This window comes from Acinetobacter sp. GW821-FHT01E09 (assembly GCF_059422385.1).
In genome coordinates this window covers 2,603,621-2,619,452 of sequence record NZ_JBWKWU010000001.1, presented here as the reverse complement: position 1 = coordinate 2,619,452, position 15,832 = coordinate 2,603,621, and the positions used below count along the sequence as shown (strand labels likewise).

Sequence of the window (15,832 nt, the reverse complement as noted above, 5' to 3'; positions counted from 1 at the left end):
ACTTTCAAACGGTTAATACCATGCCACAAATGTTTATTGATTATTCTGACAATATTCAGAATTTAGATAAAAAGAAATTGATGTTGGGCTTAAATCATGCACTGTTTGATACAGGTTTAGTGGGGCAAGCACATGATATTAAATCCCGTATTCAAGCAGTTTCGGATTATTTGATTGGCTTCGGGGATGAAAGTGGCGAGCAGAGTAATCAAGCATTTATTTTTGTACGTTTACAAGGTTTAAGTGGTCGTACTGAACCACAAAAAGACTTAATGACTGAAAATTTATCGCAATTTTTACAGTCATTTGAAGATTATTCTGCACAGGGTTTAGAAATTCAGCTTTGTGTAGAGTTTGCTGAAATGCCACGAGAAATTTATAAAAAAGTTTTTGTGCAAAAATAATCAGCTTGGGGCTTAAAAAATAAGCCCCAATCTTTTACTTATTCGCTTCTGAGTTCGCATATTGCTTTAACCAGTTTTGGATATCGCGCTTGTAACTCAATACCATTGAGTAAATCTCTTTCAATCTCGCCTGCGGCAAAATCATAGTGATGTTCTGGATGTTGTAGATATACCGCATCACGAATCTCAGACTCTTCTTCATTTTCATGATGGACGTTATACGCCTCATCAGCAACATAAAGTAGACCTTCAGCCCAAGTGTCGCCTATATCAAAACTATATTTTCCGCTAACAAAGTTTTGAACATCTTCTTGTATGTCATCAAAGAATTCCTTGCCTTTAAGGATTAACCAACATCTAAAATAAATAAAACCATCATCTGATAGATAAGCATCGAAGTTGAAAATACCATCTTTTTCAGTAAAATCAGATTCTAGAATTGTCGAGAGTTCTGCGATTTCAGCACTATAGAGTTGTGAGAGTTTGAGCTGGAGTGTTTTTTCAAAAATAATCAGTTGTTGTTTATCCAACTGAGATAAATATTGCACAAGATCTTGTAAATGTTGGTCAATATCATAGTCAGACCAGTGAGCATCTTTGTTATGGTTCGACTGGTCTATTGCGTCCCAAAACAATTTTTCTTCTTGTAATGACATAAGTGATTCCAGAGGTTTAAGCTTAATTTTAATGCTAAAAAGCAAGTTTATCTGTTTAGTCTAAAGACTTAAGACTTCTATATCTGCATATTGCCAAATTTTATCTGCACTCATTTGATATATTTCATCTAAAAATGCGACATTAAAGCTTCCAACAGCTTGGGCTTTTTCAAAAGCCAATTTTCCTGCAATCGCAAAATGGATATGTGCAGAGACTGCTGCGATTGTGGCTGTTGTGACTGCACTATACGCAGCAATTAAAGCGCCTAAAGCGCATCCAGTTGCTGTGACTTTAGGTTGTAAAAAGCTTCCGCCATTGACCTGAATCACGCTATTCAATTCTTTAGAGAGAATAAAGTCAGATTCACCAGAAATTGCCACACATTCGGTATGAGTTAAAAGTGCTAAAGCCTGTAAATACACTTCATTGCTTGACACAGTACTGTCTACACCTTTGGATTCAACCTGATTGCCTGCAAGTGCACTGATCTCTGAGGCATTACCGCGAATAATAGTCGGTTTAAGCAAAACTAATTGATCGACCATTTCACTGCGCCATTTGAGAAATGCACCATAACCAACAGGGTCGAGAACCCACGGTGTATTTTTACTTGCTACAGTTTGTGCTGAAATTTGCATGGCCTGCATTTGTTCAGAGGTCGGTGTTCCTACATTGATACTTAGTGCCGCAGCAAGAGAAGCAAAGCTTTCAGCCTCAAATGGGTTATCAATCATTGCAGGGGAAGCCCCAGCAGCCAATAAGACGTTGGCGGCATAATTTGCTGCAACACTGTTGGTGATGCACTGGACTAAGGGCTGTTGAGTTTGCAACTCAGTCCAAGCATCCACAACTTTTTGTAAAATGACATCAGTGTGGGTATGAAGTTGATCCGTTTGAGAATGTGTAATATTTTCAGGATGATTCATAAATGCTCCTTACTGAGTAAAATAGTGGTCTTGGTGTTTGCAACTGCGACAAAATAATGTCACATAATTTTGTGCATCATACTCAACCGTTAATTCGTTTGAGCCACAATACATACAGCGCTTTTGTGAATAGAAATTTAAGCGTGGTTCAATCTTTTTCCAAGATTTCCACACAGGTTGAAAGAAGATACCTTCATCGTAGCCTAAAAACCGATAAAACAGTATTTCACTCATCCTACTTAATGGAATATTCGGTGGACGTGGTAGGGTTGATGTTTCCCATTTTTCTGCAATTGCGCGTTCTCGATATTGTTGCACTGTTTTTTTGAGAATATTGGTATTAATAAAGTTTTCGTTACGAACTTGTAGCGCCTTTTTTTGATATAAATATTCAAGCGCAGTTTGAATGAGATAGAAAATTTGCCCAACGGCTAATGTGTCGAGTAGGTGATAACAGAAGATTTGGAAGTTTTTATTGCCCGAAATCTGGATACCCCACGTGCGGCAATAATGTTGGGTAAACTGTACAATTTCTTGATACAGCACAACATAGAGCGCATTTTTGACTTCTTCGGATGTTTTAAATGGGATACCTTGGCTTAGATTTTCATAGAACCAATGGCGTAGTTGTGTTGCGATACTAAACATACTCGGTTCGGAATAACCATCTAAACGGACATTGATATAGTATTGGTGTGCATCATCACTAAAATCTTTAGCAACAAATACATTGTCTTTAATCAGTTGATTGAGAAGTTGACTTTGGAAATAGTAATTGGGGGTAATTGGGTGATATTTAATCACTTCCCAATCAATAAATTCTTGATGGTTGGTATTTTCATGTACCTGATTGTCTAAAATACTCAGTAAAAATAATTTATGTAAAAAACTGAGCTGGTCTAAACCTAATTCAAAATTATCTTTTTTCTTTAGCTTACGGGTTTCTTGCAAGCGAGTTTCTTTAATCAGTTTACGCCGTTTGCTTTGGCATGTTTCACAATGACAGTTGCGTTGATTGTTTTGAAAAACTTGATGATTGCAATGGCTACATTGGTGAAAACTGACTTCTTTCTCAAATTCTTCAGCTTCAACATAATACATACTTGCCTGACAAAGCGGGCAAAATGTACTTTCATCCAGCTGTTTTTGCAGAATTTGAAGCATATAGATAAATATATAAATTATTAAGGACTTTTCATTATACACATCTATATAGATGAAAGCTGATTGCTTAAAATGAATGTTTTATAAAATATACAATTCGATGATGATTGAACCCATTGTATGATTATTCAATGATATTCGAAGACTAAATCTCAACGATCGAATCCAGTTGAGTGAAAGTTTAGATGTTTCGGAATGGGATCATTTTTTAATCTTTCCATCTGGTCTGTACGTAGAATACCGTTATGGTATTTTCTTGTTCAAAGCACTTAAAATATTCAAATTGATCCGATTGAGAACCGTTATATGGGGCGCCTCGTTGCGTCAAAATATATTGACCATTCAGAAGTCTTGCAGGATAAAATAGCGCAGTCTGGTTTACATTATCATTTTGAAAAGCAAATATTGATAATCCCTTTGCAAAAGTAACAATGTGGGGCTTTGGGGAAATGAAGCTTGTATGGTTTAGCAGTTTATATGATTTAAATACGGTAAATAGAACGTATTTAATGATTCTATTTACCGATAAAAGGTGATTTAAACAATAATCCTAACACCTACCCTTAATAAGCAGCAGGGCACGGTAATTCAGAATCCTCAAAATGCTCCATTTTAGCTTGAAGCAATGCCTTGGCTTTTTTAGCTGGAACTTTGTGCTGTCCTAGCATTTCATATTGTTTTAAAAGCGCAGTCACTTCACTGGTTTTTAAAGGAATGCCTTCACAAGTCATAAACATCGCAATAACCTGATGATCTAACTTCGCTTTATCCAGCATTTGCATCGTTTTAATGTTTTCAACACGGACTATATGGTCTTTAAAAATCATGTTGCACCTCATTTTTTGTTGAGTGTTTTTATTGTGCGATATACACAACATTAAACAAGCAAGAACTGTGCTCAAAATGTAGTCGCTTTGAAAAAAGTGTAATGTTGTGCATCGTGGCTTTAATGATTTATCGTGCACCTACAGGTTGGTATAGGCCATTTCCTCTACCAATCTCTGCTTGATAGATGGGTATCCATGGCGCAAAGAATATATTTTGTTTCCACTCATTTAGCACATTGAAACCATTGCGTGCAATCGCAATACGATGTTGTACATTGGCCAGATTGGTTGCGGTGAATGGTGCGCGTATAATCAGATAGGGGGTGAAAATTAATTTAAATTTATTGATGCCCACAAAAATATCACCACGTAAGCCTAAGTTCTCTAAACTCAGCGAGAGCATAAAATCATTAAGTTTAGCAAAATCACGCATTAATGGCTTATCCCACATCGGTTGTAAAATTTTCTCCTGTTCATGAATGCCAAAGCTAATGGCTGCATTTGTAGCCAGTTTTTTAAATTTTGATGAATAAATACCTGATCTAAGTGCTTCTTCATCCGCGGTTTTTTGTAATTGAAACGCTTGTGTCAGGGTAGATCCATAGCCAGTCAGTTGTTGTGCTAACACCAAAGCATCATAGTGTTGATGCATGATACTGAGTCCGCCAATATCTGCCATCACATTGGCTTGTCCATTAATTAACTCATTATTGGCTTGGGCAATAGTGGACTGTAATGTGGGTACATTCATCCCTGCAATAATGACACTTTGACCATTGGTGACATTTAACGGATCTAAAGCATTGGACAATGAGAAGGTTAATGCATACGTTGAACGGACATCATTGGCTACAAAAATCCCCAGATTTGGCCAGAAAAATTTTGGGTTATTACGACTGAGTGCATCGTAATACATCAAAATAAAGGCATTGGTCGCCAACACTATTTTTTATTGTGATTGATTACCATAAGTATTTATCGCCAATTGTTTGACCGTTGAAAATTGTTGACGAATTTTGCTACGTATACTTTCATATTGTTGGATAGTGGAGGTAATAGATGGGTCGTATAGAAAACTTTGATTATTGGCAATGTTGTAAAGTTGCTGATACAGATTTTTTTCAGATGTGTTGAGGTTGCGTTGTGCCATATTGGCATTCATATTGTAGGCAAGTTTTGACAGTTGTGCAGGACTCGCTTGAGTGGCATAGCTGGTTGCTGCCATTGTTTGTGTGGCATAAGGTACGACAAAAACAGTTGTAATACCGATGATACATCTCGTTAATATTGATTTAAATCTGGATATGGTTTTCTTATTCATGGGGAACATCCTGTTAATTTGTTTTTTAGAATTATGCTTGTTTTGAATGTGTGCTATTCAAATGCTGTAGTTATAGATAAGAAAAAATAAATTTAAAATGTGCGTTCAGGACAAGCAGATGAATGGTTTTTCCAGTAAATGATAAAATTATGTGATAAGTAAAATGAATATAGTTTCATTATAAAAATCAGAACAAATCGCCATTGTCATAAAACTGTCATCACGACATTGCATAGTGCAATAAATTTTACATATTTTTGACATAAGAGTAGAGCAATATGGCTTTTAAATACGGCGTTGCTGCATTAGCTTTAATGCTAAGCGGATCAGTTTTTGCAGCAGTCACCTTATCTGCGCCAGAAGAAATTGTAGTATTGGCGGTGAACGATCAAGAAGTGAATTCAGGTTTAATCCGTAAAAAGAATGAATATAAAGTCGATGCAGGTCAAGTTGCGGTAAGTGTTCGTTATCAACAATATTTTGAACATTTAAATGGTGAACATGACATTTTAAAATCGGGTGTGGTCACAGTGACAGCGCCAGATTTAAAAGATGGTCAAACTTATAAAATTGCTTTAGTGAATCCACCTCAGCGTTTTGAAGATGCAAAAAAATATGCAGAACAACCAACGATTGCGATTTATGACAATAAAAACCGTCTCGTGGTGCAACAGACTGGTGTAAATACTGAAGCGAAGCCTTGGTTAGGTTCTGGTTTATTCGGCAAAGTGATTGATTTAACTTCAAGTAAGAAAGCGCCAGTAAATCAACCAGCGGCTGTATATGCAACAACGACAAGCCAATCACCAGCAACAACCTCAGTTGCTAAGACGACTCAAACTGTGACTGATGCCAATTCAGCAGATCGCCAATTGATTCAAATTTGGCAAAATGCAAGCAAGGCGGAACGTCAGAAGTTTATGACTTGGTTAGCTGAGCAATAATTTTAAGTAAATCTGAAAGACCATTTCGATGGTCTTTTTTTTGTATTTAACGGAGTATTCATTGAATAATACAATTTTATAAAAGTTGATTTATAGTTCTGTGGAGTTTGCACTGCCACATCTTTCCTTGAAAATTTAAATATCTTCGTGTAGGCAATGCCTCACTTTTTAGAGATAAAAAGTGACAAAAATCTTTCGTTTGGCGAGGGGTACATCCTATACCCCCGCCCAACGGCGACATCCATGTCGCCACGCGATAGACACACCAGATATGATTAAATAATGCAAAAAGCATAAACGGTTTGATTGATACAATCTTCATCATCTTGATGAGTATAAATTATTCTATGGGTAAGACGGAATTGAGTGAGAATAAGGCTTTTCTATCTATCATTTTCATTTTATAAAGTACTTTGCTCAGCATTTAAAATGATAGAAATAAAACTTGATAAAATATCAGCTTAATTTTAGAACAGCACGAATATCCGATATTACAAATTTAGTCGATCTGATAAATTCTGCTTATCGACAACAAGAAGGTCGTAGTTGGACGAGTGAGTCAGAGATTGTCACGGGTGATCGAATCAATGCCAAGCAATTAGAACAAGCATTGGCTCAGGATAATTTTCAGTTATTTGTTGCGGAATTGGATGAGCAAATTGTCGCATGTATTGGTTTGACTTTTACCCAACATGATGTGGAAATCGGCACATTTTGTATTGCAACTACATTACAAAATCAAGGTATTGGCAAATATGTTTTAGATTTTGCTGAACAGTATGTTCATAACAAAGTTCTATCCAACCATTGCCATTTTACGCATTTCGTTATGTGGGTTTTAAGTGTACGTCATGAATTGATTGCTTATTATCAGCGCCGTGGCTATGTACAAACGGGTATAGTGGAGGATTATCCTTTAAATGCAAATGTAGGCATACCTATTGTAGATTTGCATTTAATCGAAATGAGAAAGAGTGTCGCGAGTAAAGCTTCATCCAATTAAAATAAAACCCTGAGTAAATCAGGGTCTTATTTTTTCAAATTTAGGACTTAGCTAAAGAACCAAGTGTAATAGCCCCACAGCATGAGTGGCCATGCGACATAGGGACTAAATAACCATTTCCATAACCAAAACTGTGGCAGAAATCCTACCCCATGTATAAAGCCACCTGAAATACCAATCATCACCATCATGAGCGCACTATGGTTATAGTGACCATTGGCATCAAGCATTGCGCCAGGGTGAATCAACAATACCGCAGCAAGAGGCAATGCCATCAAAAACGAAATGGCCATTGCAAACTTATTCGGCTTTCTTTGTTTTGTTGTCATTGCGATCTCTGTCATGGTTTATTCCTCATCCAAATCTTGATGATGTTCAATATAGAGTGCGCTTAAAACACCTGCAAAACACGCCATCAAGATCCCAAGAATCCAAGCGAAATACCACATAAATATTCTCCTATTTGCTTAGACACAGCCTTAGTACAGGCTGTGTGAGTTATCTTGAACATGTTTGTTGGTGATAACGCCCCACATTTTGTAATAACACCATGTGGTATAGATTAAAATAATTGGCACAAATATAGAAGCAACCACAGTCATTACTGTCAATGTATTCTTACTTGAAACCGCATCCCACATAGTTAAACTTACAGTTGGGTTAATGCTTGATGGCATTAAGAATGGGAACAGTGCAAAACCAGCAGTTAAAATTGAACCCGTCACCGCTAAGGTAGAACCTGTAAAGCTGACGCCAGCTTTGTTTTTACCAGCACCAAAGATAATCAGGATTGCGCCAAGGATTGCAGAAATAGGTGCAAGCATGGTGATTGGGTAAATTGAATAGTTATTCATCCAACCATGATTACCCGTTGTTAATACTTCTTTCGCAAGCGGATTGGCAACAGCATTGGTATTAAATGGTTGTACCAAAGTATATCCTTCGATGCCACCAAAATATAACCAAGCCCCCACGCCCAAGAAGGTAACTAAGAAGAGTATACCCATCAATTGTGTTGCTTTAGCAGAACGTTGACGTAATACACCATCTGTACGCAGCATTAACCATGCGCCACCATGTGCACACAGCATCGATAAACTTACAATTCCGCAAACCAGTGCAAATGGATTAAGCAGGGCAAAGAAGCTACCTGTATAAGTTGAACGTACAGTCTCATCTAAAGTAAACGGGACGCCTAAGAACATATTACCAAATGCAACACCGAAAACTAGCGCAGGTACAGCACCGCCGATACATAAGCCCCAATCCCAAGAATTACGCCATTGGGTATTTTGCAGTTTAGAGCGATAGTCAAAGCCAACAGGTCTAAGGAAGAGTGCAAATAAGACCAGCAAGAGCGCCCAATACATACCGGAGAAAGCCGTTGCATAAACCATAGGCCAAGCAGCAAATAGTGCGCCACCCGCAGTCACGAACCAAACTTGGTTGCCTTCCCAATGCGGAGCAATGGTATTGATTGCTGCACGGCGTTCATCATCAGTTTTACCTACAAATGGCATCAGTGCCATTGAGCCCATATCGAAACCATCTGTGAGGGCAAAACCAATCAGTAGAACACCGACTAAAACCCACCAGATAATTTTGAGAAGTTCATATTCGATCATGATTGATTCTCCCCAGTTTGAGCTTGCTGAGCTTCAAGTTTCTCGAAGTGATATTTACCTGTATGTAAAGAGCTTGGTCCTAAGCGTGAGAATTTGATCATTAAATACATTTCGATAATCAATAACACTGTATAGAACGCGGCTAATGCAATGATTGATCCCCATACATCGCCAGTACTTAAACTTGATGCTGAGAGGTGTGTAGGTAAAACTTCACCAATAGTCCACGGTTGACGACCACCTTCTGCTACATACCAACCTGTTTGTGCTGCAATCCAAGGTAATGGTAGTGCAAACAATGCAAATTTAAGTAACCATGGTTTATTTTCTGCATTACGTTTTGCCACAGCAAATGTTGCAAGGATAAACAGGAGTAGCATTAAGAAACCAGAAGCGACCATTGCACGGAAAGAGAAGAACAATGCGGTTACATTTGGAATGGTATCTTTTGTTGCTGCTTGAATATGTGCTTCAGAAGCATCTGTTACATTTTCAGTATATTTTTTAAGAAGTAAGCCATAACCTAAATCTTTTTGGTTTTCTTTGAACGATGCCATCAGTTCAGGCGAACGGTCACCAGCACGAAGTTTTTCGAGTTCGCTATATGCCACCATACCATTACGGATACGTGCCTCATGTTGAACCATCAAATCTTTAAGCCCTGTGACTTCTTTATCGAGTGAACGTGTGGCAATAATACCCATTGCATACGGGATTTTTATGGCATAGTCAGTACGTTGTTCTTCCTGATTTGGAATACCAAATAAAGTAAATGGCGCAGGTGCTGGATGTGTTTCCCACTCAGACTCAATTGCAGCCAACTTGGTTTTTTGAACATCACCAAGCTCATAACCAGATTCATCACCCAATAAGATAACTGAAAGTGTAGACGCTAAACCAAAGATTGCAGCGATGGCGAAAGAGCGACGCGCAAATGGTAAATCACGTTTTTTCAATAAGTAATAACTTGAAATGGCGAGAACAAAGATTGCACCAGTGACATAACCGGCAGACACTGTGTGAACAAATTTCACTTGAGCTACTGGGTTAAAAATCAAAGCACCAAAATCGACAAGTTCCATACGCATGGTTTCAAAATTAAATTCTGAACCGACAGGATTTTGCATCCAACCATTGGCAACTAAAATCCATAATGCGGATAAATTCGAACCCAGCGCAACTAACCATGTCACACTTAAATGTTGAACTTTTGAAAGGCGATCCCAGCCAAAGAAGAATAAACCAATAAAAGTTGATTCTAGAAAGAATGCCATCAATCCTTCAATGGCAAGTGGCGCACCAAAAATATCACCCACATAGTGAGAGTAGTACGCCCAGTTTGTACCGAACTGGAATTCCATGGTCAGACCAGTGGTTACACCTAAAGCAAAGTTAATACCGAAAAGTTTGCCCCAGAATTTGGTCATGTCTTTATAAATTTCTTTACCAGAAATCACATAAGTGGTTTCCATAATGGCAAGAATAAAAGCCAGACCTAGAGTAAGTGGTACAAATATAAAGTGATACATCGCGGTCATTGCAAATTGGAACCGCGAAAGATCGACCACGCTTTCAGAAATCATCAACGTGTCTCCTTGATTTGGGAAGGACTGCCAGCAATACGCTCAGCAACTTGGTTATCAAAATCTTTAGGAATAGTCGGTGCATCAAACCAGATATGTTTGATCGTCATTAAAAGGGCAATCTTAATTATTAATATGACTGCAATTTCTCTGACAAGCCGACGGTTTAAATCGTTAGGTTTTAAGCTCATGCGTTAAGCCTATTATTTAAATATGCTTATATTATTAAACAAAACGCAACAAGAAATAAATAGATAAAACAGTTAAAATAAAAATATATTATTAAGATGATATTAAACAATAACTTAAAAATTTGTGATGTTAAAAAATATACTAATTTATATTCATTTTAAAGTTGATTAAAACACTTGTAATTAATAAAAATAAAACCTAGTAAAATAGTATTGTTTAGATTTTATTAAACCAACTAAATTGGTTTGAATTAAGTTTGATGAAAAATTATTCCGATTAAAAAGGTTGGTTTATATTTTTGTTGAGTTTATTATTTTAGAAAAAACCTAATTGAGTAACAAATATGGGGGAACAATAATCGTGATTTATGCTTAAATTTTAGTCATAATTAAAAATTGAAAGATGTTTCTATTTTGATAGTTGGGTATTTATTTGATTATGTACAACTTCATCTATATTTGGATTTTTGCTAAAGTTCAATGATTTAATTTTTTGTTGATTTTATCTAATAAGTTATAACTGATTGAGCTGAAAGGAAATCACCATGAAATGTTTAGTTGTTATTGCTCACCCTGTAACTGATAGTCTTTGTCAAAGCTTGGCGAAGACCGCAATAGCGACTTTAATTGCCAATGGTCATGAAGTTGTGGTTGAAGATCTGTACGCCTCTGGTTTTTCACCCGCACTGACAGATGAGGAACGTCAAAGTTATTACAGTCCTACATTTGATCAAACTGCTGTCAAAGAGAATATAGATGATTTACTTTCCGCAGAAGCTTTAATACTGGTCTTTCCGATATGGTGGTTTGGTTTTCCTGCAATACTGAAAGGCTGGTTTGATCGTATTTGGGCTCCTTGAGTTGCTTATGATCATGCAAACGATTTGGGTGCAATTCAACCTAAACTCGATAACCTAAAATACACATTGGCGATTACTTCATTGGGTTCAGCTTGGTGGGTAGATCGTTTGGTACTTTGGCAACCAGTAAAACGCATATTGAAAATCGCATTATTGAGTACCTGTGCACCAAAATGCCATTTTCAAATGTTGTCACTGTATAAAGCTGAATCGCTTACTCAAGTTCAAATTGCATCATTTTGTGCACGGATTGAAGCTAAAATTGCAAGTTGGCCAAAATGAGGGCAAGTTATGATTAGATTCAGCTGGATACGTAATAAAGGTATTGGACGTGCTCAACCGAGTCAGACTTTTAATACTGATCTGAACTAAATAGATGATTTGAGATCGAAATTTTCTTGGCAATATAATGTGATTTTCTAAAACGTATTAAGATAATTTGCGATTGAAATTCTAATTCACCAAATTCTGGTTCGACTTGGATATAGTGCAGTTGTCCATTTTCATCACGGACCCGTGCTTGAGCTGAAAATCCTGGTCGTGCATTACCACTAGAGACTGTGGCCAATCGTCCAAGCAAGTCAACTTGATTCAACGTAACTTTAGGTTTTATCACCTGATCCAAACAATGAATCATAAACACGGTGAAGAAGATTGCAATCACCAATGCGGGTAAAACAACATAATACCAAGCGGCAAATACTTGTTTGCTTGCAAAGATAGAGAGCTGTAAAAAATAGCCTGCAAAACTAAAATTCAATAATAAAAAAACGAAAATAAGCACTTTGGAAAATTTGACTTGTAGCAAGGGCGATTCAATGAGCCAATCTGGTGAAATTTTTTTCAGAAAGGTACTTGGCCGTAAGCCGATATAGTAGCCAAAAGTTTCTGCCATACTCAGCAGAATTAAAGCCAAGACACTGAGGTGAAAGGGCATTAATTCATGTTCAAATAAGAATCCAAGCATGGCAGTTTCCAACCTTATTCGTCCTCGATGTAAATACCACCATCTGAATGGACTGAAATATTTACTTTTTCAAGTTTATCACCCAGACATGGTCCTGAAATACATTCACCTGTTTCAACTTCAAACAAAGCACCATGCGTAGAGCATTGAATATATTCGCCGTCTTGGTCTAAAAACTGATTTTCAAGAAATTCTAGTTCAGTTTGTAGGTGAGGGCAGACATTTTGGTAGGCATAAAATGCGCCATCACGTTGAGTGATAAAAATGGTATCGCCAGTCATTGTGTCAAACGCACGTGCCTTACGCTCTTCAATTTCATCGGTCATTGCAATTTTTTCAGACATTTATGCACATTCCTTTTTGAACGTTTCGAGTAGATTTGCGTAGTCTGCAACGTCTAGGCGTGGTCCAAACTTAGACACCACTTCGCTTGAAATAAGAATAGCAAGTTGTGCCGCAGTTTGTAAATTTTCACCATTATTTAAAGCATATAAGAAAGCACCTGAGAATGCATCACCAGCACCATTTGCATCGACTGCATTTACTTTACGACCTTGAACATAAAAATGCTGTTTTTGATCTGCGACTAATGCACCTTTTTCACTGAGTGTAATCACCACATCAGTACTGAGTGTTTTTAATTTATTCAACGCAGCTTCTACAGAGTCAGTTTCTGTATACATCATGGCTTCTTGTTCATTACAGAAAATCAGATCCACACCATCATCGATTAATTCATTTAGACCTTGGCGTGCATATTGCACCATTGCTGGGTCAGATAGGGTTAATGCGATTTTAACCTTGTGATCTCGGGCGATTTGACGTGCTTGTTTTACGGCTGCGCGTGCTGAATCACTTGTAGACAAGTAACCTTCGATATATAACCATTGCGCTGTTTTTAAAGGTTCAAAATCCATTTGTAGATCTGAAAGTTCTGCGGTAATGCCAAGATAAGTTTGCATCGTACGTTCTGAGTCTTCACTGACCAGAACCATACATGTACCCGTAACACCTTCACTGATCGATTTTTTCGACGTTTTGATGCCTGCATCATTTAAACCATCGAGATAAATTGTGCCTAGATCATCATTTCCAACACGACACGCATAAAATGCTGAAGAACCTAATGCACTGAATGCCACTGTGGTATTGGCAGCTGAACCGCCAGATGCTTGACCTTTATAATTTTGGCTGGCTTTTAAATTATTATATAGCCGAGTTTGAGATTCACCATCTGCGAGTTGCATGGTGCCTTTTTGCAAATTTTGTTCAGCTAAAAAGAGATCTGATACTTTAAATTCTTGGTCAATGAGCGCGTTACCAATTGCAAAAAGGTCAACTGTAGCCATGTTCTTCATCACATCAATGTTAAAAACATAAAGTTTACACGAATGCTCAGCTTTACAGTAGTTTGTTGAAAAAATTTCAATTACATTTGTCAAATATGCTTTGTTGGAATTTTATAACCTGCTTGTATGCTGAACGAAACCTGTTTTTGAGATAATTATTGCGTAATTTAAGCCATTGTGTTCATCAGTGTACGTGATTAAATTAGATCACTTCACTGTGATTGATTGAGATCGCTCGGCTAGGTTTTGTTGAGACATACAACATAGGCATTAAGTTAAAACTGTCTAAAGAGCCTAAACATATTGGAGGTTGAGTGAATATTTTAATTCAACAGGTAGATCAATTGCCTGCGCAAATTCAAGATTTAGCTGTAGTTGCTGAAAAAGAAGGATTTCATTTTATTCAACGTTTGGTTGATGAGTTTCAGCAAGGCAGCAATAGATTTAATCGACACGGTGAATTTTTATTGGTTGCGTTTGATGGAGATAAACTGGTTGCATGCGGTGGTTTAAATATTCAAATCAGTGAAGATGGTGATACAAAGCAGAACAAGGAAACTCAGCATAAAATTGGTCGGGTACGCCGTTTCTATGTATTGCCTGAATATCGCAACACTGGATTAGGTAAAAGTTTATTGCTTGAACTTGAAAAAAGAGCAAAATCTAATTTTTCTGCCTTGTGCTTAAGTAGTGAAAAAGATGCAGCGCCATTTTATCAAAAGCAAAATTATGTTTTTGTCTCAAATCATCCAAATTATAATTACTTTAAATATTTAATTTAGTGAATTTGCAAATATCTAGCTCTATAGCGCTTAACTTTAAATAGCACCATAATTCGATAAAGGGGCTGCTGGTTTATAGCGATAGGCTTTGAGCTCGTGTTTATTTTTTGGAGATGAATTGGTATTGATCTCCAAAAATGTATTTCTTGATAAAATAGCCTAAGCAATTCTTTTCTATAAAAACCTAAACACAGATCAGCCATATCTAATCAGCTTTTGTGAAGTTCTGATAAGTACTAAATACAAATGATGACTCAGTTTTTAACAGGGTAAAGTGACTTTTATCACGTTTTTAATTCTATTTTAAGTCGAAGCATAGACTATAGTTTTTAACGCATAATTGCTGAATAAATCAAATGAAGCAAAATGATTTAGATGTACTGATTTCTAAAGTTCCGCAAGTCACATTACTGTTTTGGATCACCAAAATCTTTGCAACCACCTTTGGTGAAACGGCTGGCGATGCTGTGTCAATGTCGCTTAATTTAGGGTATTTGGTTGGTACCTTTATCTTTGCTTTTATCTTTATTGCTTTTGTTTATTTTCAAATTTGTGCTAAGGCTTTTCACCCCTATTTATATTGGTTGACCATTATTGCAAGTACGACAGTGGGAACGACATTAGCAGATTTTGTTGATCGTTCACTGGGTATTGGTTATTTAGGTGGAAGTACGTTATTACTCAGTTTGGTATTGTTGACTTTATATGCTTGGTATAAGGTCGAAGGAACAATTTCACCACATATCAATCAGCCCCGTGCAGAACTGTTTTATTGGTTAACCATTACCTTTTCACAAACTTTAGGTACTGCATTGGGGGATTGGTCATCAGATACAGCAGGGCTGGGTTATAGCGGTGGGATTGTGCTGTATGTGGTGTTGATTCTCATCGTCATCGCCTTGTATTTATTTACAAAAACATCAAGGGTTATTTTGTTCTGGAGCGCGTTTGTGCTTACTCGACCATTAGGCGCTGTGGTTGGTGATTTTCTAGATAAACCGATTGATCATGGTGGATTAGCCCTGAGTCGTTTCACTGCATCGGCTGTATTATTGATTGCAATTTTCATCTGTATTTTTATTGCTCAGCGTTGGGATACAGAAAAAACATAAGCATTACTAATTTAAAAATATTGAGTTAAAAAAGTGAAGTTTTACAGTGATGATTGAATCTTTTGATCATCACTTTTTTTTATTTATCTCATTGCTTACGCTTATATTTCAACAGCA

22 protein-coding genes are annotated in these 15,832 nt (G+C 37.1%); 8 read left to right on the top strand and 14 right to left on the bottom strand.

Annotated elements, in window-relative coordinates; all coding sequences use genetic code 11:
- Positions 1 to 20: 20 nt before the first annotated feature.
- A complete protein-coding gene (locus AC07U8_RS11995) occupies positions 21 to 404 on the top strand; it encodes a 5-carboxymethyl-2-hydroxymuconate Delta-isomerase (protein ID WP_494737941.1) in 384 nt (127 codons plus the stop codon).
- A 38-nt stretch (positions 405 to 442) separates the two neighbouring features.
- Here AC07U8_RS11995 and AC07U8_RS11990 read toward each other — a convergent pair whose 3' ends face one another.
- Genes AC07U8_RS11990 through AC07U8_RS11980 form a run of 3 tightly spaced genes read right to left on the bottom strand, consistent with a single transcriptional unit; the run spans position 443 to position 3,151 of the window.
- Positions 443 to 1,060, bottom strand: coding sequence for a DUF4240 domain-containing protein (locus tag AC07U8_RS11990; RefSeq protein ID WP_494737940.1), 618 nt, complete (start codon positions 1,058 to 1,060; stop codon positions 443 to 445).
- Positions 1,061 to 1,120: 60 nt separating this feature from the next.
- Positions 1,121 to 1,987: a hydroxyethylthiazole kinase gene (gene thiM / locus AC07U8_RS11985; protein WP_419263406.1), complete on the bottom strand. Its 867-nt coding sequence runs from the start codon at positions 1,985 to 1,987 to the stop codon at positions 1,121 to 1,123.
- Between the two features lie 9 nt (positions 1,988 to 1,996).
- Positions 1,997 to 3,151 (bottom strand): hypothetical protein, encoded by a 1,155-nt coding sequence (locus AC07U8_RS11980; RefSeq protein ID WP_004719663.1) that lies wholly within the window; start codon positions 3,149 to 3,151, stop codon positions 1,997 to 1,999.
- Positions 3,152 to 3,457: 306 nt separating this feature from the next.
- Between AC07U8_RS11980 and AC07U8_RS11975 the strand changes: the two genes are divergently transcribed.
- Positions 3,458 to 3,580 (top strand): hypothetical protein, encoded by a 123-nt coding sequence (locus AC07U8_RS11975; RefSeq protein ID WP_308469275.1) that lies wholly within the window; start codon positions 3,458 to 3,460, stop codon positions 3,578 to 3,580.
- Between the two features lie 134 nt (positions 3,581 to 3,714).
- On the opposite strand, the gene AC07U8_RS11970 is transcribed toward AC07U8_RS11975, so the two are convergent.
- From AC07U8_RS11970 to AC07U8_RS11960, 3 genes are all read right to left on the bottom strand, one after another.
- Positions 3,715 to 3,978, bottom strand: coding sequence for a hypothetical protein (locus tag AC07U8_RS11970; protein WP_004719666.1), 264 nt, complete (start codon positions 3,976 to 3,978; stop codon positions 3,715 to 3,717).
- A gap of 127 nt (positions 3,979 to 4,105) precedes the next feature.
- Positions 4,106 to 4,921, bottom strand: coding sequence for a hypothetical protein (locus AC07U8_RS11965; RefSeq protein WP_494737939.1), 816 nt, complete (start codon positions 4,919 to 4,921; stop codon positions 4,106 to 4,108).
- A 6-nt stretch (positions 4,922 to 4,927) separates the two neighbouring features.
- Positions 4,928 to 5,299 carry a hypothetical protein gene (locus AC07U8_RS11960; protein WP_494737938.1) on the bottom strand — a complete coding sequence of 124 codons (372 nt, stop codon included), beginning with the start codon at positions 5,297 to 5,299 and terminating at the stop codon, positions 4,928 to 4,930.
- 278 nt (positions 5,300 to 5,577) lie between these two features.
- Between AC07U8_RS11960 and AC07U8_RS11955 the strand changes: the two genes are divergently transcribed.
- Entirely contained in the window at positions 5,578 to 6,243 is a 666-nt protein-coding gene (locus tag AC07U8_RS11955) for a YccT family protein (protein ID WP_151803386.1), read from the top strand.
- A 448-nt stretch (positions 6,244 to 6,691) separates the two neighbouring features.
- Positions 6,692 to 7,246 carry a GNAT family N-acetyltransferase gene (locus tag AC07U8_RS11950; RefSeq protein ID WP_171497913.1) on the top strand — a complete coding sequence of 185 codons (555 nt, stop codon included), beginning with the start codon at positions 6,692 to 6,694 and terminating at the stop codon, positions 7,244 to 7,246.
- Positions 7,247 to 7,293: 47 nt separating this feature from the next.
- On the opposite strand, the gene AC07U8_RS11945 is transcribed toward AC07U8_RS11950, so the two are convergent.
- Genes AC07U8_RS11945 through cydP form a run of 5 tightly spaced genes read right to left on the bottom strand, consistent with a single transcriptional unit; the run spans position 7,294 to position 10,645 of the window.
- A complete protein-coding gene (locus tag AC07U8_RS11945; protein WP_004719673.1) occupies positions 7,294 to 7,590 on the bottom strand; it encodes a cyd operon YbgE family protein in 297 nt (98 codons plus the stop codon).
- Positions 7,591 to 7,593: 3 nt separating this feature from the next.
- A complete protein-coding gene (cydX, locus tag AC07U8_RS11940) occupies positions 7,594 to 7,695 on the bottom strand; it encodes a cytochrome bd-I oxidase subunit CydX (protein WP_002120988.1) in 102 nt (33 codons plus the stop codon).
- A gap of 30 nt (positions 7,696 to 7,725) precedes the next feature.
- Positions 7,726 to 8,871 carry a cytochrome d ubiquinol oxidase subunit II gene (cydB, locus tag AC07U8_RS11935; protein ID WP_004719675.1) on the bottom strand — a complete coding sequence of 382 codons (1,146 nt, stop codon included), beginning with the start codon at positions 8,869 to 8,871 and terminating at the stop codon, positions 7,726 to 7,728.
- On the bottom strand, positions 8,868 to 10,454 hold the full coding sequence (locus tag AC07U8_RS11930; protein ID WP_004719676.1) for a cytochrome ubiquinol oxidase subunit I: 1,587 nt from the start codon (positions 10,452 to 10,454) through the stop codon (positions 8,868 to 8,870). Before AC07U8_RS11930 ends, cydB begins: the two co-directional genes overlap by 4 nt.
- Entirely contained in the window at positions 10,454 to 10,645 is a 192-nt protein-coding gene (gene cydP / locus AC07U8_RS11925; protein ID WP_004719678.1) for a cytochrome oxidase putative small subunit CydP, read from the bottom strand. Before cydP ends, AC07U8_RS11930 begins: the two co-directional genes overlap by 1 nt.
- A gap of 545 nt (positions 10,646 to 11,190) precedes the next feature.
- On the opposite strand from cydP, the gene AC07U8_RS11920 reads away from it, so the two are divergent.
- Entirely contained in the window at positions 11,191 to 11,505 is a 315-nt protein-coding gene (locus AC07U8_RS11920) for an NAD(P)H-dependent oxidoreductase (protein WP_494737937.1), read from the top strand.
- 24 nt (positions 11,506 to 11,529) lie between these two features.
- Positions 11,530 to 11,787 carry a hypothetical protein gene (locus tag AC07U8_RS11915; protein WP_494737936.1) on the top strand — a complete coding sequence of 86 codons (258 nt, stop codon included), beginning with the start codon at positions 11,530 to 11,532 and terminating at the stop codon, positions 11,785 to 11,787.
- 70 nt (positions 11,788 to 11,857) lie between these two features.
- Here AC07U8_RS11915 and AC07U8_RS11910 read toward each other — a convergent pair whose 3' ends face one another.
- The 3 genes from AC07U8_RS11910 to AC07U8_RS11900 are packed head-to-tail and all read right to left on the bottom strand — an operon-like array spanning position 11,858 to position 13,821.
- Positions 11,858 to 12,472, bottom strand: coding sequence for an OB-fold-containig protein (locus tag AC07U8_RS11910; RefSeq protein ID WP_004822174.1), 615 nt, complete (start codon positions 12,470 to 12,472; stop codon positions 11,858 to 11,860).
- A 14-nt stretch (positions 12,473 to 12,486) separates the two neighbouring features.
- On the bottom strand, positions 12,487 to 12,798 hold the full coding sequence (locus AC07U8_RS11905) for a Rieske (2Fe-2S) protein (RefSeq protein ID WP_162242519.1): 312 nt from the start codon (positions 12,796 to 12,798) through the stop codon (positions 12,487 to 12,489).
- Between the two features lie 18 nt (positions 12,799 to 12,816).
- Positions 12,817 to 13,821, bottom strand: a complete 1,005-nt coding sequence (locus tag AC07U8_RS11900; protein ID WP_494737935.1) for an adenosine kinase — start codon at positions 13,819 to 13,821, stop codon at positions 12,817 to 12,819.
- A 314-nt stretch (positions 13,822 to 14,135) separates the two neighbouring features.
- Between AC07U8_RS11900 and AC07U8_RS11895 the strand changes: the two genes are divergently transcribed.
- Both AC07U8_RS11895 and AC07U8_RS11890 read left to right on the top strand, forming a co-directional pair.
- Entirely contained in the window at positions 14,136 to 14,603 is a 468-nt protein-coding gene (locus tag AC07U8_RS11895) for a GNAT family N-acetyltransferase (protein WP_494737934.1), read from the top strand.
- A 356-nt stretch (positions 14,604 to 14,959) separates the two neighbouring features.
- The gene (locus AC07U8_RS11890) at positions 14,960 to 15,715 is read left to right on the top strand and encodes a COG4705 family protein (protein ID WP_494737933.1); all 756 of its coding nucleotides are present in this window, start codon (positions 14,960 to 14,962) and stop codon (positions 15,713 to 15,715) included.
- The last annotated feature ends 117 nt before the right edge of the window (positions 15,716 to 15,832 follow it).